The sequence below is a fragment of the Enterobacter asburiae genome (assembly GCF_008080435.1).
Lineage (GTDB): Bacteria > Pseudomonadota > Gammaproteobacteria > Enterobacterales > Enterobacteriaceae > Enterobacter > Enterobacter asburiae_C.
The window spans coordinates 1-24,039 of the sequence record NZ_VRKN01000004.1 but is presented as its reverse complement, the minus strand read 5'-3'; the positions used below and the strand labels follow the sequence as shown (position 1 = coordinate 24,039).

The following is a 24,039-nucleotide window of genomic DNA, read 5'->3' as shown; positions in this document are numbered from 1 at the left end:
ATTCTATCGGCTATGTTTAGGAAACGCACGTAGTTTCCTAAATGATGTGAGTTTACCGATTTTACTGGAGAAAAAAATGCGAGAACAAAATATTGCCAGACCATGGCTTGATCATTCGGCGTTGCTTGATCCTTCTCCAATGCCGCTGGAGACGGGTATTAAACGTCTTGATGATGGAAGTCTGCTGGTGGCTGTTCGCACCGACTTACATGGTTGCAAAGGACGTATGATTAATTGGTGGTTTACCTTTTTTGAAACGACGCAGCATATAAAATGGTGGCATCCAGTTGACCATGTTGAGCACCGTGGTTGGGACGCCAACTGGAAGCGTGGAGAAAGTTTTTACGGTGCAAGTATTCATGCAGTTGAATCGTTAGCTGAAATTCCCCCCATCCCTGCGCGTCTTAAATTTCATCACCCTGCATCGGTATTTGGAGAAATGGCTGTAGGGAAGGCGATGGCTGAGGGGTGTATCTCGGCAATCATTGCCGCAAGAATAGGTTTCGGTGAAGAAACTGAACTGGACAGTGAGGGCGATCCCCTCGACGGGCAAATGCTACATGTAGTCCGGGATACGCCTTTCGGGTGTGTGCTGCGTAGCCGATTTATTCTGGGTATGAGTAATAACGACCACGCTGAACCTGCAGATGACGTTGGATTAGCGCTTATGCGGCACTGTTATACAGAGTTCACGTTCCTGTCTCGTTTCTTGCCTTCTCTATATTACGGAGAGAATGCTAATGAGGAGAAAATTGCGCTTCCCTGGTAACACGCAGGGGTAACCGACCGATGTAAAAAGGTCGATGGCGGTTAATCCATAAAACAGGAAATCACCGTTGCGTTATGAAACAGACGACTAATGGTTATCTTCATAGGGTAAGGGTAAGTAATGATTCTAAAGACAAAGAAGGGGTAATCATGGGCAGATTTCAAGGAAAACGCATACTTATTACTGGCGGTACTAGCGGCATGGGATTTGCCGGTGCACATCAAACGATCTTCGCTATCTGTCGCCAGTAGGTCAGGCGAACCGATGTCTGGTTGCCACGCCTACCGAAATGCCAACTGGCATGCTTGAGTGGAACAGAACGGCGCTGATTGACGGACACAGCCACTGAGTAGGATCACAAGCAATACAATTATCTTCAGGGGCCGACTCGTGAAGATCTGGCGCATCAGGCCTGAATCTGACGGCGGGTGTTCACCGCTATTGCTGATAAACGCGTTCAGACATCCCATTATTCGCAAAACGGTTGCCAGAGATAAGGCTGTCTTTTTTCGCCATATCCATCAATAGCGCGATGCCAATATAGTTGCTCCAGTTAAAGGTATTTTGCAGCACCACCACCGCATTACCTTTTTCTTTGTCATAGCCGATAAAGCTGGAGTAGCCGCCAATATAGCCGACCTGGTAGGTGATTTTTTCCAGACCGATAAAGTCGGTGGTCCAGGCAATACCCTGTATTCCGTCGGGACGTTGAATATCGGTATTTCTCACTTCGGCAAAGACGCTGTCCAACAAGGGATTGTGGGTCGTCGATACGTGATAGCGGGCATAGGTCGCCAGATCTTCGGCGTTACTGTATAAGCTCGCTGCCGCCACCATGTTATTGGAAAAATGCCAGTCCGGGGTGAGCTGCCCGCGCGGAATGAATTTCGGCTGATCGCCCGCGTGGCCAAGCGCACGCTGGGGGTACCCTTTTAGCTGCCGGGGCGTAAAGCTGCTGTTAGCCATTTGCAGCGGATGGAAAATATAGCGCGAGGCTAAACTCTGGATATCTTCGCCGGTTTTGTGTTTCAGGATATAGCCGATCAGGGCGTAGCCGGTATTGGAGTATTGCGGCGTTTTATTCTTTGGCGAGCGCCAGTTGGCGAGGTAACGCAGCACGTTATCGCTATCAAGCTCACCGTAGAAATTATCGCCTGTACTTAAGTAGCTGATGAATTTTCCAAGCATCGGAACATCCATATTCTGACGCGGCAGGCCGGAGGTGTGGGTTACCAGTTCAAGCAGGGTAATTTTTTGTGCATCCGCGCTAAGCGGCGTCCCCGGCGGTAGCAATGTCGCCAGGTTATCGCTCCAGCTCAGTTGCCCTTCATTCACCAGACAAGCCACCACTTCCGCCGTGATCCCTTTGCTGAGCGAGCCGAGCGCAAACAGGGTGTCGGGCCTGACCGGATAACGATTGACCGCATCGGTTACGCCCCAGGTGTAAAACTGCGGTGAGCCGTGATTATGGATCACCGCAACCGTCATCCCGGGAACGGATTTTTGCGCCATATAGTGACGCACCACGCTGTCAACGTCGCCATCCAGCGAATTATGGGTGAGGAGTCTCTGAGTACCTTCCGGAGAGGACATTTGTGAGAGCGTGCCACAACCACTGAGCAGTGGGAGCGTAAGCAGAAGCCAGCGAATTTTTTTTGTTATGTTCTGCATACCTGATAGCGAGTGTGGTGGTCATTGGCGCGCCAGGAATGTATCACATTTAACCGGCTTAAACGTAAAATTTCTACGCGCTGGCCGCCATGTCGGAGGTCACTTGAATTAGCTGAATTAATGAAAAAAAACGGGAGGAGGGCAGTCGGCTGAACAGGGGGAAGGTGTCACTCACTGGCGGAATCTTTTAAGGGCAGGGAGTAAGGATTGCCAATGCCTACTCCCTTTCATGATCGTTGCAAAATTCTATATATTTTCTCTCTGGACTGACGGTATCTCTGCGCCCGGAGACTCTTTATGTTTGAAAGGGAAAATATTTTTTATTAAAAAGATAACATATAGTAAATGTATCCCCGTTCTTAGCATTCGAGGTACAAACCAATTGGCATTGATGGTTTTCGATAAACTCCATAAAACGAACATAAAGACAACTTTATAAAAATTTGGTGAGCCATGTTCATCAGGCAATAATAATAAATAAACATCATTAAAACTCCTGGTTAACTCCAATGCTTCATTGGCAGAAATGACCTCATCAAATTTACTTTGTGAGTAATAAATGGCTATGTCATTTCTAACGACGTTAATTCTTGGGAAATACTCGTCAAGAAAGTTATAAAGAGAGGTATGCGAATCTTTTAAGTAATGATTTTTGGAAATCAAATATGAAAGTATATCTTTAGTAATTTCCGGTGATCTATCAAAAGAGTGGCGATCGTGGAAAAAATCCACAAGCGGTGTTCCTGTCATAGTTATTGATTTAATTCTTGCATCAGTGCAGGCATCTTTTAATGCAAAATACCCACTAAAGCTTATCCCTACAACATGACATATACCATCATCATCAAAATCTATCGAATCGATGACGTGCGAGAATAAATTAAGTGATTTATTATCGTAGGCCTCGCCATTTTCACCCACGCCGGGCATTTCATACAGCACTACTGAACACCCCAACTTATTGAAGGTTTTCAATGCCCGTATCCATTGTTCCTTCAGGGAAATTATTCCTCCGCAAATGATAACTGTTACTTTTGACTTTCCCTTTTTGTAATAGAAACTTGATTTTCCATTACCTGCCTTCTTAGCCTCCAGAAAGCCCGTTTCTACATATTCTTTGCGGAAAAGTGAAAGATAGCATTGGTATGCTTCTTTTTGGATTGGAGTATTTGCATACGGGAATCGTGCGATATTTAAGTAGCCTAATGCCTTATCAATTTTATTTTTCTTTAATTGTCTTTCAGCCTCTTCTGAAAACACTCTTGCCCAACCGTCAGGGGAGTCGTCGGATAACGTAGTAATTAGGGATAGCGAATGAGTAAAATCCTTCCCGAGGTTTAATGTCTTAGCATGCAAAGAGACAAATTTCTTACATTCATTCAAAGAATACATCTGCTTGCCCTAGATCTTTTAAGTGTTTAGAATAAAATGTTTTTATCTTATTTAACAAGTTTGAAGCTTGAATACCATCAAGGATTCGATGGTCATAGATCATAACAATATTAAACAAGCACTCATCAGCATCTAAAATTTTGGGGGACCCCAATTGAAATGTAAACGTTGAGCCTGAAATCGGGATGCACAATTTTAAACTTTTTTTCCCTAAGGAGGTGACAGTAAAACTCCTGAAAAAATCACGTTGAAGGGTAGGGCGAAAGTAAAAAATAAACTTCGAAAACCATTTTGCAATAAAATACGGCAACCTCTGTAACATCATGATTCGTCTGGAATCATCAAAACTGCTTATTCCTTTGCTTTTTAAATCAGATATGGCTCTGTATACTTCTAACGTCGACATATTGTTTGTATTAGTTATAACTGATGAGTAGACTCCAGACGATAGACCATCATTTTCATATGAAATAGTCAATCTCGCAGATATGTCTTGTAATTCGATTAGTTTATTGTCGCTACCATATTTAATCATGCAATTTAGGTGTCGTTCCTCATCAAGCGCATCGCTAATCGCCTTAATAAGGAGTGACGTAGCATATTTTGTGTATTGTCGAGGGGATTTTATTTCATCGATTAATGTAACACCTCTGATAGCTTTAGCCAGTTCCAGGAAAATGAGAGTTTGTTTTCTGTTGCTATCAATTTTTTTGTACTTCATCGTTCACAACCTTTAATATCCTACGCAAGGTATTACACTTTAATATTTTTTCAACATTTATAGTGATGTTATTTCTGAATTCCAGTTCCATTATGGTATATACAAAGGTCAATGAATCCCACTCTGCTATTTGAGTCAAATCGGTGTCAACCTGGTCATACTTCAAATTCATGCCAGTTTTTTGATTAAGAAAATCAATAAATTCATTGGAATCCATGTTAACTCCTTAGTATGGTGATATTTTTACATTTCTCAGAAACATCAAGTTTTTCAATGTCTATGCTATAGATATTGTTACTGATTTTTCCAAATCCACATTCAGTATAAAAATTCTTGAATTTTTTATTTTTTATCGTTTCGATGAAACCACCAATTAATTTAGAGCAACCAGCTGCTGAAGCAAGAGAACCTATGGATTTTATGATTGCAAACTCCACCCCTCGTTCAAATGCTCTGCAACTCAATACAATATTTTCGATCAAACATGCGTCTGCTTCAATTTTTAGAAATGAGGCACCAATGATCCCATAACTACCAAATCTATCGCTGAACTTGAAAAGCAGTATTTGCCCTGAATTTTCCGAAATGTAATTTTGAACGTCTGTGGTATCCATGCGTATCGTTGTCAGGTTAAACTGATTAGTTCGCATGGTTAGATCAGAGGCTCTGGGTTGATTCTCTGGGGTGCAATTACTGACAGATAATTCCATAGATATGTTTTTTAAAAAATCATCTTTAGAACTATTGCTCTTATAAAACTCATTTCTTTTAATGTTATTGGCAAAGCTTTCATTCCTGAGGCGGTCTTCTAAAGTGATTGTACCTTTAATAAAAAGATCACTATTAACTAATTTGAATATGTTTTCATCTATGTTTTTAGAAAAACGAAATGTATTAATATTAGGGATAGCGTTGGTTACCTCCTCTAACTCAAAATCACTATCATCTACAAAGAGAATATGTTCAGGGCTTAGGTTGAGACTTTTGCATATTTTTAAAATATTATCACTTTTATTATCCCAGTTTATCTCAGGAAACGAAAAATCAGACCACTGAATTTCCAGGTCGTGTTGTTTTTCTGAGAAAAAATCTTGTATTACATGAAAGTCATTTTTACTGGATATTGAGAGAATAACACCCTGTCTATGCATGCATTTCAACCACTTTTGATATTTCCTGTAAGCTCCCTGGTTATACAAGTCATTATTCTCATACTCTCCCTCAGCAGCTACACCCCCCCAAACAGTGTTATCCAGGTCTGTTATTATGCACTTTAATGATTTGCCTTCACTTAAACGAAGGTAACTTATTGATTTTTCGCTAAAAAAATTGAGGTAATCTAAACTGGCCACTGTGTTGTGTTCAGAATAAATGTTCTCAATGCTTTTACCTTTAAATCCTGCCATGCTTACGAGGTGTACGCTATGCTTGCTTTCATTCCTCTTGGTGGCAAGAAACATATTGAAGTCAAAAACCAAATCAGACAATGCGTTCCTTTCATCCAAACTTATATATTCATTTACGCATTCACTGTTTAGATAAAGCGTTGAAATCACAATGTCTATTTTATTACAAGCCAGGCCATCTATTATATTCAGGGAGGCGTTGATCTCATCCTTTAATTTTGAAATGTTCTGCCTGACTAATGTAATGTCCTCGCAATGACCGAACTCATCAAGATAGTAGTTTTCATCCAGAAGAATATATATTTTCTGAAGGTTGTAATTCTTTAGCTCTTCCTTTTTGAAATTTAGAAGAGTAAAGAAATCACTATATTCAATGTCTATAAAATCCAGAAACACACCAAGCTCTGAAGCGCCATGTTTCATGAGAGAAAGCCCAGCTTTGTGGCTGAGATTACATAGAAAAAGGCTATTTATTTTTTTCATTCCATTATAGTTTTTTGTTTTCTCTTCTCTTATTTTTTTCAATAAGTCGAGGTTCATTTTAATATTCCTTTTTTAAATATAAACCAGAAGATAACCAACGTGATGATTCGATTGATATGGCAATCCCTTCATCACCTTCATCTGATAGATCAAAAAATTCTTTCAGTTGAAAATATAAGGCCGCATTTGCACAATTGCCGATCTCATGAACAAGCGAAAGGATTTTACTCTCATGGATGTCCATGCCATTACAAATATTATTAACCATACGTCCGGACAACTGAGGAGGCATAAACCATCTGATGTCTCGTTTTGATGAGTATTTGCTTTTTAGCTCTGCATATGTCTCACTTGTTAATTCAGGCACTAAACGTTCAATTAATTTATATTCCTCTTTAAGCATGGGTTGCCCATCATCAAAATCTTTCCTTGAGCCACTCCAGTTAGCCAGTTGACCAATTTTTTCCTGCAGTCCATTGTATTTGTAATCAATACCTTTCACATAGACAGAACCCGAAGTTCTTTCAGAGCTAACAATACAACCACCAACGCCATCACCAAAAAGACAGTAGTTAACCATTTCTTTCGGTTCAACTTTAGCCTTGTTTTCATCAAATAGATTTAGGAACTTGTTTGAACATTCGACCCCAATTACTAATCCTTTTCGATGCAAACCACTTTTGAGCATATAATCAGCCATCTTTAATGCTTGTACTGCACCAGAGCAACCTCCAATGATTTGATAGGTCTCGATGTTTTTGAACCCTATCATGCTACACGCTTCATTGATGCTGGTGGGTAAAAGCAAATCGGGAGTAGCTGTTGATACCAGGACAAAATCAATATCCCTCATTCCATTATCATTTAACGAAATAAGTTTTTGCATCATTAAGTGTATTAAATCAGTGCACGATGCTGTGTTCTCACCCGTTTTTAGATTGGTTGAGAAGTGACGCCCAAAGTTTCCGAATAATTTTTCTATTAACTGAGGTTTGAAGTTTAACCTACTCCCAAGCTCTTCATTGTTTATATTACATCCTGGTAAGTACGTATCAATATACGATATATGCATCATCCATTCCTCATCTATATATGGCGTTAAAAAGTAATGCTCTTGATTAAAAAAATGTAAAGCATTAAAAAAATTTTATATATAGCGGGCTAAATATTCCATGCTGAAACCTATATAATGGAATGAAAAAAAATTGTTAATTTCCGGGCTGTCAGGTTTCCCGGTGTGCTAAATGAATAAAATCTTCCACTATTAAATAGTTAGGTAGTAATGTAATTCATTCCACATCTAACTGTGTAGCATTTAGCTTTAACAAGTTACTGAAAGAATGCTTAAACCTGACAGTTGAATGAATTATAAAGATTATTTGTCGGAAATGGTTGCAACCATAGATGTTAACTTTTTAACAAGTTTTAGCCATTACGAGTTGCAAGCTTTTTTAATCAGAGGGGGAGTTAGCGTTATAACTACCAAATGTAGTTACTATTAATTTAACATCAGCGACACAATATTCAACCCGAACGATCCTCGCTCTGGTTGAACAATAAGAGTGAATTCCTATATTTTTATAGATAATCCCGATGGATCAATAATAGGTGAGAGCCTATTCCATCTTAAGAAAATACCATTGTATTTAGCCGTCCATTGCATAGTCTACGCTCGCACAAAGCAGACATTACCCTTATGCAAGACTGCTTTGTGCTAAGAGAAAAACCATTACCCCCGCAGCCACGGCGTAATGGTCAGCCCGGTAAGCAAGCCTTCCGGGCTGAGCAGGCGAGTGACGGTTTGCCCCCACGGTTCTTTGCGGTTAGCCACCAGCAACCGATAGCCTTTTTCACTCAGAATACGGGTAGCCGAGTCCAGATCCTGAACCTCGTACTCAATCCATCCCTGCGGTATCGGGTGCTCAACTGGCCACTTTTCTTCTCCAAAACAGGACGTAGCCGCCTGTGCGAGCGGCCAGACGGCGAAATGCTTCACGCCTTCCAGTTGCCCCTCTTCAGTGAGCAGATAATCGGTATTCCCCTCCATCGGCTTCAGCGGAAGACCGAGTGTCTGGATATAAAACGCGGTACTGGACTCTGTATCCCGTGAAATGGGCCCGAACCCGGCGACAAACAAGACATCAATTCCCGGTAGCGTCTGCGACATATCCACTCCTTAATTACATGAAATTAACCCTGAATTTATCTTACGACCGGCTGAAATACGACCCTCAATTCTGATATCGCATTCACCGGACCTGCACGTCCACGATGGGCTTAAAATTCAACGCGATGACGATCAGCAGCACGACTCCTGCACTCATGATCAGCCATGCACTGGTCAGCGAGACCGAACTGTCGCGAACGATCCCCGCAATTAACGGCATAAGCGCAGCGATCATGTATCCACCTCCCTGAACTTTAGACAGTAACTTCCCGGCCTGCGCGGGCGTTCGCGCATGATCGAACGTGACGATGAGCGACAGCGGGAAGAGGGCGCCGATCCCGGTCCCAAGCAGCAACGTGGATAATACAGGCGTCGTCCCCGGCGAAAAGACCAGACACAGTAATCCCGCCAGCAGCAGCAACAATACGGCGATCAGTGGCACACGACGGTCGGGGAATTTACCGATCAGCGCTGAGACGGCAAACCCAGCGGCAACCTCGGTTAACGTTAGCCAGGCCAGCATGTAGCCACTGCTTCGCGCGGACCATCCCGCCTGAATATAGAGCGGGGGCAGCCAGGCCAGTACCAGCGTATACGCTCCCGTTCCCACGCCGAAAAAGAGCAGCAGTAACCCTGTCCGGGAGGATGAGAGTGTCACGTCTTCGTGTGCCGTTTTTTCCCCTTGAGGATGCTTCACCAGGGTTAACCACAGTATCAGCGCAAGCAGCGCTAGACCCCCGGCCATTGCCAGCGCGGGCTTCAGCGTGAGCCATGAAAACAACGGCTCGGCGCTGGCGGCGGCGACTGCCGCACCGGCCATAATGCCCGTGCTGAACAGCGACATTACCGTGCTGGCCGTTTGTGTATATTCCTTTTTTATCAGAGCAGGCATTAACGCCTGGATCATACCTATGCTGGCCCCGCCCAGTAACGCGGTGCCCATAAGACTCTGCAGTGAGGCGCTAAAACCGCGTAATAAACAGGCCGCAAGCAGGATAAAGAGCCCGAGCATAATTCCCCGTACGGCACCGACTCTGGCTAATAGCCAGGGTCCACATAAGGCGGCCAGTCCCATCATCGCGACCGGTAGGGTGGTCAGCAGGCTGAATTGCGTAGCGGTCAGCCCCGCTTCGCGCTGCAGCACGGAAAACAACGGTCCGACAGAAGCCAGAATAGGGCGCAGGTTCAGCCCGACGATAAAAGCGATAAAGGCGAAAAGTAAAGGCGACGTGCGTTTCAACAGGGGATCCTTTTCGGTTGTGAATGGCCCGGGAAAATTGCCACGAGCATTTATCTTAACGTTAAGATAAAATGTATTTTTGCGTAAGATACACCGCACAACACGATAAATACCCACGTCATCAGGGGGGGAAATGAAAGACCATGTAGACTTCGTTGTCGGCCAGTGGAGCCGTGCCATGCCGGAGCTGGACGCCTCGTCGATGAAAATTTTTGGCCGAATGCTCCGGCTGATGAAGCATCTGGGAAAAGAATGGGCGCAGACCATGGCGCAGTTTGGTTTTCGCGAGGGCGAGTTTGACGTGCTCGCCACGCTGCGCCGTGCCGGTGAGCCTTACTGCCTTTCGCCCACGCAGCTGTATAAATCGCTGTTGATTACATCAGGGGCGATGACGAACCGGCTCAACCATCTCGAACAGCAAGGGCTTATCAGGCGCATTGCCGATCCAGATGACAAGCGCAGCAGCCTCGTAAGCCTGACAACGCACGGGCAGGAGCGTATCGAACAGGCGCTGATTGTGCATACACAAACTCAAAATGCGCTGCTGAGCAATTTGTCTGACGCGCAGCGCGCGCAGCTTGAATCCCTGCTCAGGGAGCTGCTGCTGACGTTTCCGCCCGAGGACCTGGGTGACAAGTCACTGAGTACCGATAGTACAAAAACTGCATAGTTAAACCTCACAGAAAGGGAATGTATGTCTTTACCGCCACTGTATGCGCTGCGCGCTTTTGAAGTTGCCGCGCGGCTGAACTCCTTCAGCAAAGCTGCTGAAGCACTGAATATCACGCCGGGCGCGGTCAGCAGGCATGTCCGGACGCTTGAAATGTTGTTCGACTGTGAGCTCTTTAAACGTCAAGGGCCGAGAGTGGAGGTCAGTGATGCCGGGCGCGTTCTGGCCGGACATTTGAGCGAAAGTTTCACCAGCATCGAGTGGGCCTGTCGCGCGTTCAAAAGTGAAAATCACCTTCTGCGCCTCAAAGCGCCCAGCTCCCTGACGATGCGGTGGCTTCTTGATGTTCTGAAAATCTTTCGTGATAACCATGCAAAACCTAAAGTTGAGATAGCCAGCGTCTGGATGGACATTGATTCCGTTGACTTCAGTCGTGAGCCCTACGATTGTGCAATCCTGCTCGGTAATGGCTATTTCGGCGAGTCAACAGAGAGTCGGTTGCTTTTCAGTGAATGGCTCATTCCTGTTTGTACCCCGGCTTTGCTTGATTCTGCCCGGCATCAGCTTCCACAGTGCGATCTTATTCATCCCTCGCCGGACAGGCGGGACTGGAGGCGCTGGCTGAAAAGAACGGGGTTATTCCCCGGGCTCGACGTAAGTCGAGGGATAGTATTCGACACCCTGGAACAGGGAGGCCGTGCCGCCATGAACGGACATGGTGTTGCGATGGCCGATCTTCGTCTTACGCTTGAAGCGCTTGAGAGTGGACTTCTCGTACTCCCTTTCAGGGAAGCCATCGCAACCGGTGAAGGCTACTATCTTGTCTGGCCGAAGAGTTCGCTCAGAAGAGAGAGTATCGAACGCCTGATGGCCTGGCTTAATCTCCATACGCCGGTTTTTCCCTCACTGGATATTCTTTGTCTGGATTATGATGAGAAACGTTTTTAATCAATCTAAAGGCAGGATATTCCGTACAGAATATCCTGCCTGATGAATAATTTTATGCGTAGGGAATGTTCGCCATTTTTTTATATCTTTCCGGCAGGGCGCTGTTCAGGTTAAGTAATTTATCGAGAATATAAAGCGCAGGCGTCCCTTTTGCGCGTTCAGCATCGATCAGCGCAGTGCGTAACAGATTGGCAGCCGACGTCATTTCACGGAAATAATCCTCCGATTCACGCGTCTGAACTTCGCCTGACGTGGCGTAACGCACCTTTGGCCAGTCCGCAAAGTCAAGCAGCGGAAGGAGCCCATCGTCTTTTGGTAAATGCGCTGAGAGCAACTCTTCGGCGTTACCCGGATTGCTTTGGGCGAAAGAGAGGAGATGCAGCCGATGGATGAAAGGTGAAAGCGCTTCTGAGCTTTCCTTTTCTGTTGAAAGTAACGTTATCAACTCATGCACATTTGCATCGGGGCTATATTTATGAGGCGAGATAATATTCATTACATGGAATAAAACATCGAGAGTCATAGGTGCTCCATACAGGCTTAGTATTATTTATTTTTTCTATCCCAAGGATGAGTGGATGGTATTTCAGGGCAGTCACTTTTGAAAAACGATAAATAGTGGGAATCAATGTGAGTTTTACTCAATGTTGCGCTTTGGAGTGCAATCACGCACATCCTCACGTTGCAGCGATTTGTTTCACAAATGCCGTGGCTCATCGACCGTTCAGGATGGTATAACGTCTTGCGGCAATCGGGTTGCCGTCAGATGACCCCATTCACAAAGGTGTATATGAAACAAATTACTTTCAGTGACCTGCAGCAACAAAGCGAGCAGGCTGCCCATTCTCCTCGCTTACGTGCGCATCGTAATTTACATCCTGAGCTGAGCGACCCGGTGCAGCGCCTGGCCATCGCGATGGAGCCCGGCACCTATGTTCGCCCCCATCGCCATCCGCACACGTTTGAACTGCTAACTGCTTTGAGCGGTCGCTTTCTGGTGCTGAATTTTGATGACAGCGGTAACGTGACCCAGCGCGTGGTATTAGGTGAAGACTGCAAAGTGCTGGAGATGGATGCCGGTACCTGGCATGCCGTGCTGTCGCTGGATAAAGGCGGCGTCATTTTTGAGGTAAAACACGGCGGCTACCAGCCTGTTCCGGAGCACGATACCGCCCCATGGTCACCGGCTGAGAACGCGCCCGGTTGCGCGGAGCTGATGAAATGGTACGCCCAGGCACAGGTGGGTGACGGTGGTTTTACCCTGTAATTGCGCACTCATTTCCCCGGCGCGCGGAAAGGCGTGCCGGGAAAGAGAGAAACGATCCCTTCAACTCAACTGACCGTATTAATATGCCAGTCGCTGGCAGTCGACAGCGTCACGAACGGACCGGCCAGCGTGCTGTTGTGATGCGCAATGATGTCACTGGCGGATAAATGTGCATTATCCATTGTGGTATGCGCATCTGAAATCAATACCGTCCTGAAACCCAGCTCCGGCGCGGCCCGGCAGGTGGTGTCGACACAAAATTCTGTTTTCATCCCGGCAATGACCAGCCTTTTGATGCCTCTCTGATTAAGCTCACGCTGCAATTCGGTATCCCGAAAACAGCTGGGATAGCGCTTTGTGAAAACAACATCCTGCTCCTTCACGTCCAGCTCGGGTATCAGCTGCGTTAACGGCCCCTGCGCTGAAAAGGGCGAGTCGTCTGGTCCGATATGGCGGGCAAAAAAGACGGGCACCTGCGCCAGCCGCGCGTTGGCTATTAACAAACGGATATTTGCCAGAACGGCATCGGCGGAACAGGGGGAGACCGGGCCCCGGAAGAGGCCCTGCTGCATGTCGATAATTAAGAGAGCATTGTCAGATGAAACCATTTTCTTTCTCCATTCAGAGGGTGGTGAACGGAGAGGTATTTCCCCGTCCAGTTTGGCGGGGAGTGAGGTTCTGTTTGTCAGTCGTTCGCTACAGATACACCCACGCCGCCGAAGGTTCCGGTGGTGGTGAGGGTGGTTGTTGGCTGAACTGACTTCACCATGTAATGACCTTTGTTTACTTCGCTGTTAGCGTAACTATCGCGTCCAGTTATAGCGCTGGTGAGAGATTCTCTTCAATACACCAACATCAGTAGGTGCAACGTTAGCGTTGCGCCTGGATGATATGAAGTTCACTGGCTGATATTATTTAATATTGCCGAGATTTTGCAGGAAATCCTCAACCTGGGCAGGTGTAGCCGTGTCTGCCTCGTAAAGGATATCGAGCTTAACGTTCTTCAACCCGCAGAAGCCAAATACACCTTCGATTATCTGCGTCTGAATCGCCGTCGAATAGCCGTGTTTGTCGAATCCGCTGAGATCGCTGCCGCCGGTGGCAATCAGGCGGACGGGAACATCACGTAAGTTGCCCACAATCCGGCCGTCGTCGGCCACCTTATACGCCCAGTTCAGGGTTAATACGCGATCGAACCAGCCTTTCAACAGGGCGGGGACCGACCACCAGTACACGGGGAAGACAAACACCAGCATATCCGCTCGCTCGACGCGCTGCTGCTCGCGCAGAATATCGTCGGGAAGGGCGCTCGGATCGCCGTGATACAAATCGAGATCGGCGCGGGTCATCGCCGGATTAAACCCTTCAGCATGCAGATCGGCAATCTCAACCTGCGTACCTTGCTCGCGTAATTTCCCGGCAATATGGGCTGCCAGTGAATGGGATAACGAATTGTCGACAGGATGAGCCGTCACGATCAGTGCGTTATTAATGGCATTTGGTGCAGACATAGCGACCTCTGATGGGTGAGAATTGACGTCTATATTACTATTGGTAACTTAGGTGTCAATCCGCCCCCGGCGATCATTTTGTGCTATTCACGTAGGTCTCCAGCACGCCGGTCATGGCGCCGCTGAGCGTATCTTCCGCCACATTCCGGGCGAGCACGCCGTTACCTGCGGCGGTGCTGAGCGCGTCCGCCGCGCCAATGATGGCCGTCAGCGCGGCTTCCCCCTGAACGCCTTTCAGGGTGACAAAAGGGGAAAGCGCGGTCCGCAGACAGTCGGCGCATTCGGCCACGCACGCCTCACGAAACGTCTGCAACGCGTGGGATCCGGAGAGCGCGGCAGCGATTGGCCCAGTTTCAGGCCCTGCAGTAATGGCGCAGTCGATATAGGCGGCGCTGAAAAAGCGGATCGTCTTTTCAAGCGTTTTGCTGTCGACCGCCAGCGTCTCACGGAATTTCGCCAGCTGCCGATCGCTATAATCCTGGTACAGCGCCATCAACAACCCTCCACGATCGCCAAAGTGGTCGTAGGGGATAGGCTTGGTCACGTTGGCCCGCTCGGCCAGATAGCCAAGTGTCAGCGCCTCCGTGCCTTGCTGCCGAACGATTCCGCGCGCAACCTCCAGCAGCTGCACGCGGCGGTCCTCTTTTCTTAAGCGCTTAACAACCATGCTTTCCTCAGAACTGTTATCTACTCATGGTAGTTTACATGTTTTCTGCGGGGTGCTGCACGCGTTGTTCCGCAGGGCGGATCCGGAACCAGATCGCATACATCGCGGGAAGAAAGACGAGGGTGATGATCGTCCCGCCCAGCGTTCCGCCGATCAGCGTCCAGGCAAGCGTGCCCCAGAACACTGAATGCGTCAGGGGAATGAACGCCAGCACGGCGGCCATGGCGGTCAGTAAGACCGGGCGTGCGCGCTGGACCGTCGCTTCAACCACCGCCTGGAACGGCTCGAGACCGTCCTTCTGGTTATGATCGATTTGACCGATCAGGATCAGCGTATTGCGCATAAGAATGCCGGAAAGGGCGATCAAACCGACCAGCGCGTTGATGCCAAACGGCTGATTGAAAATCAACAGCACGGGCACCACGCCAATTAGCCCCAGCGGCGCGGTTAGGAACACCATCACCATCGCCGAGATTGAGCGCACCTGCAAAATGATGATCAGCAGCGTCAGGGCAATCATGATCGGGAACAGCGGAAGCATTGCCTGCGTGGCTTTACCCGATTCCTCAATCGAACCCGCCATGTCGATTCGGTACCCGGCCGGCAGCGCATCCACAATCGGCTGGAGTTGCTTCATGATGGCGACCGACACATCCGGCGGCTGAAGATTGTTAGCGATATCGCCCCGCACGGTAATCGTCGGGGTGCGATCGCGACGGCGCAGGATCGGATCTTCCATACCGATCTCAATCTTGCCGATTTGAGACAGCGGAACGCGCTGTCCCGCATTGCCAACAAGGGTGAAACCCTCGATTTTTGCCGGGTCAAGACGGATATCTCCCGCCGCGCGGCCAATCACCTCTACCGAGCGAATATCTTCCCGCACGGAGGTAACAGGCACGCCTGAGAGCAGGAACTGAAGCTGATCGGCAACGGCACTGGAGGTTAAACCGGTCGCCTGCAGGCGGTTTTGATCGAGAGTGAAATGCAATACGGGAACGCGTGACCCCCAGTCGGTGTTGACGGTTCTCATCATCGGACTTGCCTGGAGCACGGCTTTCACCTTATCAGCGATGTCATGCACCTGTCCGACATCCGGACCCGTCACGCGCCACGCAACCGGGAAGGGCGAGTAAGGGCCAAACACCAGCTGCGTCACCCGCACGCGCGCTTCGGGCGCAAGGCCGTTGGCGACAGCTTCTCTCAGCCGGAGCTTGAGCGCCTCGCGTGACGTCTCGCTGTCCGTCAGGATCACGATTTTCGCAAAAGACGGGTCGGGCAGTTCAGGCGCCATCGCCAGATAAAAGCGGGGCGAACCCTGACCAATATAAGCAGTGACAATTTTGGCTTCAGGCTGCTGGCCCAGCCACGCTTCTATTTTTGCGGTTGCGGCGCTGGTTTGCTCAATCGAGGTGCCGTAGGGCATCTGCACCTCAACCAGTACTTCCGGGCGATCGGAGGTCGGGAAGAATTGTTTTTTTACCAGCCCCATGCCGAGTACGGCCAGGATGAAAATGGCGACCACCGACCCGGCTACTCGCCATTTTCTGGCGATAACGCGGCCAAGCAGCTGGCGAAAACGGTTATAGCGAGGCGTGTTATAGATGGCGGCATGACCCCCTTCTACTTTAGGGATCGCCGGCAGGATCTTCACCCCAAGATACGGCGTGAATACCACCGCGACAAACCACGATGCAATCAGGGCGAGGCCGACAATCCAGAACATATTGCTGGTGTATTCCCCGGCGGTCGATTGGGCAAAACCATTCGGCATAAAGCCAATGGCCGTCACCAGGGTACCGGCCAGCATGGGCGCGGCGGTATGGCTCCAGGCGAAGGCCGAGGCTTTGATTCTGTCGTAACCTTCCTCCATTTTAACCACCATCATTTCGATGGCGATAATGGCATCATCAACCAGCAGGCCGAGGGCGAGGATCAGGGAGCCCAGCGTCACTCGGTCAAAGTTTATTCCCGCGGCTTCCATCACCACGAAGACGACCGCCAGCGTCAGCGGCACCGCTGCTGCAACGACCACCCCCACGCGCCAGCCCATACTGACAAAACACACCACCATGACCACAAGCAGGGCGACGAAGAATTTGATCATAAACTCATCGACCGACGAGCGAATATTCACGGACTGGTCGGTGACTTTGGTCAGAGACATGCCAAGCGGCAGGCTATCATTTATTTTTGCCGTTTCCGCATCCAGCGCTTTACCCAGCGCCAGACCGTTCCAGCCTTCGCGCATCACGATGCCCAGCAGAAGGGCGGGTTCATGCTGATTACGTATCAGCATCGTCGGGGGGTCTTCATAGCCCCGTTCAACCGTCGCCACATCGGACAGCTTGAGCGTTTTGCCCTGAGCAACAAAAGGCGTATCGCGGATTTTCTGCAGTTCATCGAACGCGCCGTCCAGGCGGATAAAAATTTGCGCGCCTCGGGTCTCAATGGAACCCGCTGCAGTTAACGCGTTCTGGCTGTTGAGGGCATTGAAAATATCCTGGGGTGAAAGCCCTATCGTCGCCAGACGGTCATGGGAGAAGGAGATATAAATCCGCTCGGCCTGTTCGCCGATAATGTTCACTTTCTTCACGCCGGGAACGTGCAGAAGCTGCTGGCGCAGGCCTTCGGCATCACGTACCAGTTGCCGCTGCGGTTCGCCTTTCGCTTTCAGGGCAAAGAGGGCAAAGGTGACATCCGAGAATTCGTCATTGATCATCGGGCCGATGACGCCCGCCGGAAGACGTTGAGATTCATCTCCAAGCTTCTTACGCGCCTGATAGAACTCCTCCTGCACTTCGGCAGGCGGGGTCTTGTCCTGCAATGACAATGTGATAAACGCCATACCGGGACGGGTATAGGTTTCGGTACGATCATACCATTTGAGTTCCTGCAGGCGCTTCTCCAGCGGTTCGGCGACCTGATCCTGGATCTCCTGCGCGGTCGCGCCCGGCCAGACGGTTATCACCGTCATTTGCTTTACCGTGAAGGGCGGATCCTCCGCGCGCCCGAGCCCAAAGAAGGCGTAAATTCCGGCAATCGTAACGAGAACGATCAGAAACAGCGTGACGGAACGTTCGCGGACGGCCAGCGCTGACAGGTTGAAGCGGCTTCCGCTCATGGTGTGCTCTCCGCCAGGGCGGCATTGCGTTGTTTAGCAAGCCTGACGACCTCACCTTCGTGCAGAAGATGTGCGCCTAACGCAACAATCTTTTCACCGGGCTTCACGCCGCCCGTGACCTGCACCGCATCTTCACCCACGCTCAGCACCTTGACGGGCGTCCATGCGACCTTTGCCGGCTGGGCGGAAATGCGCCAGACGCCAGGACCTTTTCCCGCATCATAGAGTGAAGCCAGCGGAACCTGCATCACCTGACCTTCCGCTTTATTGTCCTGAATGTTCAGCGTGACGGTCGCTCCCAGCGGCGCGTTCGCCAGCAGGCCATCCAGCACGTAGCGGGCTTCATAAGTGCGGGTCGTGGCATCGGCTGAGTCAGACAGCAGGCGCAGCGTTGCGGTGACCGGGTGTTCTTCATTGCCATAAAGCGTGGCCTGCGCTTCGCTGCCGACGGCAGGGCGCAGTGTTTCCGGAAGCTGCACGAGCGCTTCACGCTGTCCCGCTCTGGCGAGCCTGATCACCACCTGTCCGGCACTGACGACCTGACCCGGCTCGGCGAGCGTCTCCATGACCACGCCGTCTGAATCCGCCAGCAGTACGGCATAGCCTGTGGCGTTTTGCGCCACGCTGGCCTGCGCCCGGGCGGCGCTGAGATCGGCTCTGGCCGTATCGGCCGCCGCTTTGATCTGGTCATACTCAGAGGCAGACACGGCACCGGACGCCACAAGACCGCGATACCGCGCCTCATCGCTGGAGGCTTTTCGTGCGCGCGCCTGGGCAGCATCCACCGCACGCTGCTGCGCCTGAGCTTGTAATTTCAGGTCAACCGGATCCAGGCGCAGTAAGGGCTGACCCTGTTTGACGGTCTGCCCCGTATCGACCAGTCGCTCAAGGATTTTTCCCTGAACCCTGAAACCCAAATCGCTTTGCGTTCTTGCGACCACCACGCCCGTAAAGGCGCGGGCGGTATTATTCGCAAGCTCGACGGATGCGGATCTGACGAGCGGTGGCTTTGTCCGCGGATCGTCACTCGCGGAAATATCGCCGCACGCCACAAGGGCAAACGGCAGGAGACAAACGGCAACGCGGGCTGAAGTGAGCCTGAGCATGGGAAACCTTTTTGACGTAACAGGACGGTATCCGCATTCTCTGACTAGTGACCAAAAATGTCAATGGTCACAAATTAGGGGGCCAGGCTTCTTAAAATCAGTGAAGAGAGGAGCACCGCCGCGGTGGGGGCCATTTCGAGGTTGTACTGCAGCTGGATGGGGTTGATAAAAGGACACATCACCATGTGGATAGCCTGTGTGACCTCATCCAGCGGCGTTTTTCTTTCGAACTCGCCGGCCTGCCTGCCTTCGATAATGATGCTCTCAATCAGCTTCATCAGGCTTTCTGCATACCGTTCTGTCGACGGCCACTGCTCGCGTGCGGCGACGGCGGCAATGTCGTAAAGCTTACGGTCATGGAAAAACAGCTCGCTCCCCGCTTCGGTGAGCGCCCTGAAAAGGCGGCGTAATTTTTCGCTTGCTGACGGCGCATCCTTGATGGCGGAAAGCACTGCCGTCATGATCAACTCCAGGCGGTTAGCGCAGATCACCTCGCCGATAGCCTGTTTGGAATCGAAAAACTTATAAATGTAGGACTTTGAAAAACCGATGGATTTAGCCAGTTCGGCGACGGTGGTTTTTTCATAGCCGTAGTGACCGAAGTGCTCAAAAGCCGCTTCGACGATTTGCTCTCTGACAGCGTGGTCAAGTGGACCACGTGCTGATGGGGGGTTCATATTTTTAGTCATTATTTAAGCTTAGCGTGACAGGCTACGATTAACAACGAGTGACCATTTCGTACTTTGGTTACCGCCATTCATCATGAGCCCTTCAGACGGGACGATCAACCAGGTGGGTAAGTGTATCACTGTTTTTCGTGCACTATGGCATCTATCTGTCTGCGATAAGCGAGGATTTCAGCGCAACTCCCTTGCACTGAACAGAGCCGTTTTCGCTTAAGCCGAGCGTGGACGCAATATTTTTTCAACGATGAGCACCAGACGCTTGCGCGTCACGAACCGGTGTAGTTGCCCCAGAAGCCAGTTACCGCATCCGGTAATCAGGTAGTTACGGTTATTCTCCACGGCCTTCAACGCCAGGGTGACCACCTTGTCAGCGGGCATTCTTTTACCTACCGAGGCTTCCTCTGCATTCACCACATCAAAAAAGGCCGTATCCGTTGCGCCGGGGCAAAGCGCCAGGACGCGGATGCCCTTTGCGCGATATTCTCCCCACAGCGCATTCGAAAACGAGAGCAGGAATGCTTTGGTTGCGCCATAAATCGCCATATAGGGATCTGGTTGCATCGCGGCCGTTGAGGAAACATTAATAATCACCCCGGAGCCTTGCTGCAGCATTCCCGGGAGCATGGCATGAGTCAGTTCCACGGGGGCCAGGCAGTTCAGGTTTATTTCATCACGCTGCCTGTCGAACGACAGCTTTTCGAATGGTCCATAGGTGGCGAACCCGGCGCAATTGATCAGAATGTCGGGGAAACGTCTTAAGGTTTCAAGCCGTTCCACAATGTGGGGAATGGCTTGCGGTGTCACTAAATCCTGCACAATAATCGTGATGGATGCGCCATGCTTTCTGACTAACTCTGCGGCAAGCGCCTGCAGCTTTGGCTCGGAGCGGGCGATCAGGATCAATGCCACGCCGCGGGCCGCGAGTTGCCTGGCGAAATCACGACCTATGCCCGAAGACGCTCCGGTAATCAGTGCTGTTTTTCCTGTATAATCAAAAGAATTCATATCTATAATCCCGTTATCCTAATGTATGCAGCACAGGATAAACCGTGCACTTAGGTACACGGTCAAGCGTGATTTTTACAAGGTGAGGGCGACGCGATGCGAATTGGCGAACTGTGTGCGAAAACGGGAATGTCGAAAGAGACGGTCCGTTACTATGAGCGGCAAGGGCTGTTAGAGAATATCCCGCAACCCAATCGCAGCAATAACTACAAAGTCTATTCTGCCGTTGATTTACAGCGTTTAAACATGATCAAGCATGCCAAAATGCTGGGCTTTACCTTAGCCGAAATTTCAGAGGTTTTAGCTGTCTGGGTTGACGACAAATTTACCGCTGAGCAAAAACAAGCTTCCCTGCGCCGCAAGTTGCAGCAGCTTGAAGAGAAAGAAGCGGCGTTAATTGAACTCAGAACCAGGTTAAAAAACGCCATTAATAAGGTCGGCCAGCCTTGTGTAGACACGTTTTGATCGGCGGGTGAGAGGAGGCCGCAAAACCGATGCGGCCTTGTATATCAGGCAGCCAGTTCAGGCATCTTTTCCTTCACGAAATTCAACACTTTACTCGCGTCCAGAGAGGCATAGGGTAGACTCTCAATAATAGCGATTGAGCGCGTATGACCCACCGTTTCTTTTATCTCATCGAGCTTGTACTGAATGTGCGGCGCAATGAGGAAACCATCGAAAGCGGGAGCGACACTGGCGAAGTTATCCAGCCCAACAGCGCTAATCATCAGTGGATAGCCTTCGCGTTCTGCCAGAGACTGCATCTTTTTGGCGAGAGAGTTTGCGGTATTACCGAACAAACAACATATCAGAAGCTTTTTCATGTTTTGTACCTCCTGAAAACCGCTCCCAGAGTAGTCCTGAGGTTGTCAGCGAAATGCGCGCTATCTCTTATTTAGATGTTTTTCTGATATGTCATGGCGGGATCAGGCTATTTCTTTCCATTGATAAAATTTTTTCGAAGCAAGAGAGAGCATGTCTAAATCTTCCTTCGTATCGCCATAGGCATAGATGACGTTGTATGAAGATAAATCATAATTATCAATGATCTTCGTTTTTTTTAAGTGAGCGCTGCAGTCACCCTTTTTGTATTTTCCGGTAGCTTTTCCACCTGAAAATGCCACTTCACTGCATAAGAGTTCCAGCCCATTCTGCTCGCACCAGGGTTTAAGGTATAAATCAAGCGAGGCTGAGACCACAACCACCGTATCCCCTTGAGATTTATGCCAGCTGATTTTCTTCATGGCATCCTCTCGCAACAGGGCAGGAATTTCTGTTTTACTGTAGAAAAGCCCGGCCTTTTTTAATTCAGTTTCAGATTTGCCTGCTAACGCTATTCTTACCACTTTTTTTCGTAAAACCGATCCCGATAACGCGCCCATTTTATAGGCGAGGATGTAGGGAAGAAGGCGCAACTTTCCACGGCGTAGCGTTTTTTCATCAACAGAACGATAAATAAACGGGGTGAAAGTGTCGGAAAACGTTATCGTTCCATCGAAATCGAAAAAAGCAATATTTGTAGTCATAAGCCGTTCTGACGGGATAATGAGTTGTATCGGGCGAGTGTATCACTGTTTATTGCGTTAATGTTTTTTTAGCCAGTCGAGAAAAAACTGGCTAAAAGCCGTGACCTGAAGCGGCTGCAGTTTGCGCTGTGGGTAAACAAACTGCAGCCCGACATCTTTGCGATCGAATCGGCTAAAGCCGGTGAAGCTGTCGGCAAACAGCACCGTGAGCCTTCCGGTTTCAACATCGTCTTTGACATCCCACCACGATTTCCCCGCGATGCCAGCCCCGCTCAGAGCCCACTGTCGAAGCAATGCTCCGTCGTCGCACACCATGGCAGGCTCTACGCGAACAACGCTTTCCTCGCCATTCGTTTCAAAGCGCCATTCGTTCATCACCACACCCTGAGACTCAAGCGCCAGGCACCGGTGCTGAGCTAAATCTGCAAACGTTTCGGGGATGCCACGGTCGTTAAGATACTCCCCGGAGGCGACCAGCACCCGATGGTTCGGGCGGATGTTTCTGACGACAAGGCTGCTGTCCGGCAGGTTGCCGAAACGCACGCTCATATCCAGCCGGTTAGCGACCAGGTCCTCAACGTGTTCTCTTAACGAGATGAAAAATTTAACGTCAGGATGGCGTCGGGAGAATTCCACGACGGCGGGGCTAAGATACTGTCTGCCAAAGTCCGAGGGCGCAGAAAGGCGAATGTTGCCGCTGAGCACGCCTTCTTTTTGCGTTAGTAACGACTCGGCGTGATGCATCTCTTCCAGCACGCGCAGCGCGGCATGGTAAAACTCTTCCCCGGCGCGGGTCAGCGTGATGGAACGCGTTGACCGGTGAAACAGGCGCGTCTGGTAACGCTCCTCAATCGCTTTCAGCCTGGCCGTCATGGTGGCGGGGGAAAGTGACAGGCGTCGTCCGGCGGTAGAAAGACCTCCGGCCTCAGCAACTTCCACCAGTAATGCCATGTCTTCGAGTTTACCCATTATTCATATTTTCCGAAAAGTGCATCTACTTTTGGTGTGATTATCAAAATCAGATGTCGCCTGTAAAGTGATTTCATCCAAACCATAAGGGATGAAAACATGCAACGTATCTCACTTTTTGAACGCTACAGGCTGGGTCAGCAAGACCTGAAAAATCGTATCGTCATGGCGCCAATGACCCGCGCACGCTCCCTTCAGCCGGGAAATATTCCCTCCGCGCTGATGGCTGAGTATTACCGGCAGCGGGCCAGCGCCGGATTAATCATCACGGAAGCCACGCAGATCTCGCCTCAGGGTCAGGGATACTCATGGACACCTGGCATCCATTCGCCTGAGCAGGTTTCAGGATGGCAACTCACGACGGGCGCCGTGCATCAGGCGGGCGGGGTGATTTTTTCTCAGCTCTGGCACGTGGGGCGAATGTCGCACGCCCGCTTTCATCAGGATGGTCAGCCCGTTGCGCCGTCACCACTGGCACCGGATGCGAAGGTGTGGGTGGTGAATGAACAGGGAGAAGGCCAAATGGTTGACTGCCCGCGGCCGAGAACGCTCTCGCGCAAGGACATTCACAGCATCATCGCGGACTATCGTCAGGCGGCACTGAATGCCGTCCAGGCCGGTTTTGATGGCGTAGTATTAGACGTCAACTACCTTGGCCGATACGCGTCAACTACTCTGGCCGCCTTTGAGTTATTTCTTAGCTGACTGCTG

At 49.6% G+C, this 24,039-nt stretch carries 24 protein-coding genes and 1 pseudogene; 6 read left to right on the top strand and 19 right to left on the bottom strand.

Annotated elements, in window-relative coordinates; all coding sequences use genetic code 11:
* The first annotated feature begins 76 nt into the window (after positions 1 to 76).
* Positions 77 to 769: a DAPG hydrolase family protein gene (locus tag FU672_RS08760; protein WP_148242957.1), complete on the top strand. Its 693-nt coding sequence runs from the start codon at positions 77 to 79 to the stop codon at positions 767 to 769.
* Between the two features lie 438 nt (positions 770 to 1,207).
* Here FU672_RS08760 and FU672_RS08750 read toward each other — a convergent pair whose 3' ends face one another.
* The 8 genes from FU672_RS08750 to FU672_RS08715 all read right to left on the bottom strand — a co-directional run bounded on the left by FU672_RS08750 (position 1,208) and on the right by FU672_RS08715 (position 9,849).
* Positions 1,208 to 2,440, bottom strand: coding sequence for a serine hydrolase domain-containing protein (locus FU672_RS08750; RefSeq protein WP_148242956.1), 1,233 nt, complete (start codon positions 2,438 to 2,440; stop codon positions 1,208 to 1,210).
* A 246-nt stretch (positions 2,441 to 2,686) separates the two neighbouring features.
* Positions 2,687 to 3,832, bottom strand: coding sequence for an alpha/beta hydrolase family protein (locus tag FU672_RS08745; RefSeq protein WP_148242955.1), 1,146 nt, complete (start codon positions 3,830 to 3,832; stop codon positions 2,687 to 2,689).
* Positions 3,816 to 4,553 carry a hypothetical protein gene (locus FU672_RS08740; protein ID WP_148242954.1) on the bottom strand — a complete coding sequence of 246 codons (738 nt, stop codon included), beginning with the start codon at positions 4,551 to 4,553 and terminating at the stop codon, positions 3,816 to 3,818. The genes FU672_RS08745 and FU672_RS08740 overlap by 17 nt, the downstream gene beginning before the upstream one ends.
* A complete protein-coding gene (locus tag FU672_RS08735) occupies positions 4,534 to 4,770 on the bottom strand; it encodes an acyl carrier protein (RefSeq protein WP_148242953.1) in 237 nt (78 codons plus the stop codon). The genes FU672_RS08740 and FU672_RS08735 overlap by 20 nt, the downstream gene beginning before the upstream one ends.
* A 1-nt stretch (position 4,771) precedes the next feature.
* Positions 4,772 to 6,499, bottom strand: a complete 1,728-nt coding sequence (locus FU672_RS08730) for an HAD-IIIC family phosphatase (RefSeq protein WP_148242952.1) — start codon at positions 6,497 to 6,499, stop codon at positions 4,772 to 4,774.
* 1 nt (position 6,500) lies between these two features.
* Positions 6,501 to 7,517, bottom strand: a complete 1,017-nt coding sequence (locus FU672_RS08725) for a 3-oxoacyl-[acyl-carrier-protein] synthase III C-terminal domain-containing protein (protein ID WP_148242951.1) — start codon at positions 7,515 to 7,517, stop codon at positions 6,501 to 6,503.
* A 654-nt stretch (positions 7,518 to 8,171) separates the two neighbouring features.
* Complete coding sequence (locus tag FU672_RS08720; RefSeq protein ID WP_148242950.1) at positions 8,172 to 8,609, bottom strand: VOC family protein; 438 nt, start codon at positions 8,607 to 8,609, stop codon at positions 8,172 to 8,174.
* Between the two features lie 82 nt (positions 8,610 to 8,691).
* Complete coding sequence (locus FU672_RS08715; protein WP_148242949.1) at positions 8,692 to 9,849, bottom strand: MFS transporter; 1,158 nt, start codon at positions 9,847 to 9,849, stop codon at positions 8,692 to 8,694.
* A 133-nt stretch (positions 9,850 to 9,982) separates the two neighbouring features.
* Here FU672_RS08715 and FU672_RS08710 point away from each other — a divergent pair, with 133 nt between their 5' ends.
* Positions 9,983 to 10,519, top strand: a complete 537-nt coding sequence (locus tag FU672_RS08710) for a MarR family winged helix-turn-helix transcriptional regulator (RefSeq protein WP_148242948.1) — start codon at positions 9,983 to 9,985, stop codon at positions 10,517 to 10,519.
* Between the two features lie 24 nt (positions 10,520 to 10,543).
* Entirely contained in the window at positions 10,544 to 11,467 is a 924-nt protein-coding gene (locus FU672_RS08705; protein ID WP_148242947.1) for a LysR substrate-binding domain-containing protein, read from the top strand.
* Between the two features lie 52 nt (positions 11,468 to 11,519).
* Here the strand turns inward: FU672_RS08705 and FU672_RS08700 are convergent, their stop codons facing one another.
* Positions 11,520 to 11,990 carry a hypothetical protein gene (locus FU672_RS08700; RefSeq protein ID WP_148242946.1) on the bottom strand — a complete coding sequence of 157 codons (471 nt, stop codon included), beginning with the start codon at positions 11,988 to 11,990 and terminating at the stop codon, positions 11,520 to 11,522.
* Between the two features lie 267 nt (positions 11,991 to 12,257).
* Between FU672_RS08700 and FU672_RS08695 the strand changes: the two genes are divergently transcribed.
* The gene (locus tag FU672_RS08695; protein WP_148242945.1) at positions 12,258 to 12,734 is read left to right on the top strand and encodes a WbuC family cupin fold metalloprotein; all 477 of its coding nucleotides are present in this window, start codon (positions 12,258 to 12,260) and stop codon (positions 12,732 to 12,734) included.
* Positions 12,735 to 12,799: 65 nt separating this feature from the next.
* On the opposite strand, the gene FU672_RS08690 is transcribed toward FU672_RS08695, so the two are convergent.
* The 7 genes from FU672_RS08690 to FU672_RS08660 all read right to left on the bottom strand — a co-directional run bounded on the left by FU672_RS08690 (position 12,800) and on the right by FU672_RS08660 (position 20,833).
* Entirely contained in the window at positions 12,800 to 13,342 is a 543-nt protein-coding gene (locus tag FU672_RS08690) for a cysteine hydrolase family protein (RefSeq protein WP_148242944.1), read from the bottom strand.
* A gap of 303 nt (positions 13,343 to 13,645) precedes the next feature.
* Positions 13,646 to 14,245 carry an NAD(P)H-dependent oxidoreductase gene (locus tag FU672_RS08685; protein WP_148242943.1) on the bottom strand — a complete coding sequence of 200 codons (600 nt, stop codon included), beginning with the start codon at positions 14,243 to 14,245 and terminating at the stop codon, positions 13,646 to 13,648.
* A 73-nt stretch (positions 14,246 to 14,318) separates the two neighbouring features.
* Positions 14,319 to 14,912, bottom strand: coding sequence for a TetR/AcrR family transcriptional regulator (locus tag FU672_RS08680; protein WP_148242942.1), 594 nt, complete (start codon positions 14,910 to 14,912; stop codon positions 14,319 to 14,321).
* 34 nt (positions 14,913 to 14,946) lie between these two features.
* Positions 14,947 to 18,036, bottom strand: a complete 3,090-nt coding sequence (locus FU672_RS08675; protein WP_148242941.1) for an efflux RND transporter permease subunit — start codon at positions 18,034 to 18,036, stop codon at positions 14,947 to 14,949.
* Complete coding sequence (locus FU672_RS08670; protein ID WP_148242940.1) at positions 18,033 to 19,142, bottom strand: efflux RND transporter periplasmic adaptor subunit; 1,110 nt, start codon at positions 19,140 to 19,142, stop codon at positions 18,033 to 18,035. The genes FU672_RS08675 and FU672_RS08670 overlap by 4 nt, the downstream gene beginning before the upstream one ends.
* Before the next feature lie 74 nt (positions 19,143 to 19,216).
* Entirely contained in the window at positions 19,217 to 19,831 is a 615-nt protein-coding gene (locus tag FU672_RS08665) for a TetR/AcrR family transcriptional regulator (RefSeq protein WP_148242939.1), read from the bottom strand.
* A 207-nt stretch (positions 19,832 to 20,038) separates the two neighbouring features.
* Complete coding sequence (locus FU672_RS08660; protein ID WP_148242938.1) at positions 20,039 to 20,833, bottom strand: SDR family NAD(P)-dependent oxidoreductase; 795 nt, start codon at positions 20,831 to 20,833, stop codon at positions 20,039 to 20,041.
* A gap of 96 nt (positions 20,834 to 20,929) precedes the next feature.
* Here FU672_RS08660 and FU672_RS08655 point away from each other — a divergent pair, with 96 nt between their 5' ends.
* Positions 20,930 to 21,298, top strand: coding sequence for a MerR family transcriptional regulator (locus FU672_RS08655; protein ID WP_148242937.1), 369 nt, complete (start codon positions 20,930 to 20,932; stop codon positions 21,296 to 21,298).
* 44 nt (positions 21,299 to 21,342) lie between these two features.
* On the opposite strand, the gene FU672_RS08650 is transcribed toward FU672_RS08655, so the two are convergent.
* From FU672_RS08650 to FU672_RS08640, 3 genes are all read right to left on the bottom strand, one after another.
* Complete coding sequence (locus FU672_RS08650; RefSeq protein ID WP_148242936.1) at positions 21,343 to 21,657, bottom strand: PTS sugar transporter subunit IIB; 315 nt, start codon at positions 21,655 to 21,657, stop codon at positions 21,343 to 21,345.
* Between the two features lie 102 nt (positions 21,658 to 21,759).
* A complete protein-coding gene (locus FU672_RS08645; RefSeq protein WP_148242935.1) occupies positions 21,760 to 22,359 on the bottom strand; it encodes an HAD-IB family phosphatase in 600 nt (199 codons plus the stop codon).
* Positions 22,360 to 22,416: 57 nt separating this feature from the next.
* A complete protein-coding gene (locus tag FU672_RS08640; protein WP_148242934.1) occupies positions 22,417 to 23,328 on the bottom strand; it encodes a LysR family transcriptional regulator in 912 nt (303 codons plus the stop codon).
* A gap of 99 nt (positions 23,329 to 23,427) precedes the next feature.
* On the opposite strand from FU672_RS08640, the pseudogene FU672_RS08635 reads away from it, so the two are divergent.
* A pseudogene (locus tag FU672_RS08635) lies at positions 23,428 to 23,961 on the top strand (oxidoreductase); the annotation flags it as partial.
* Positions 23,962 to 24,039: the final 78 nt, after the last annotated feature.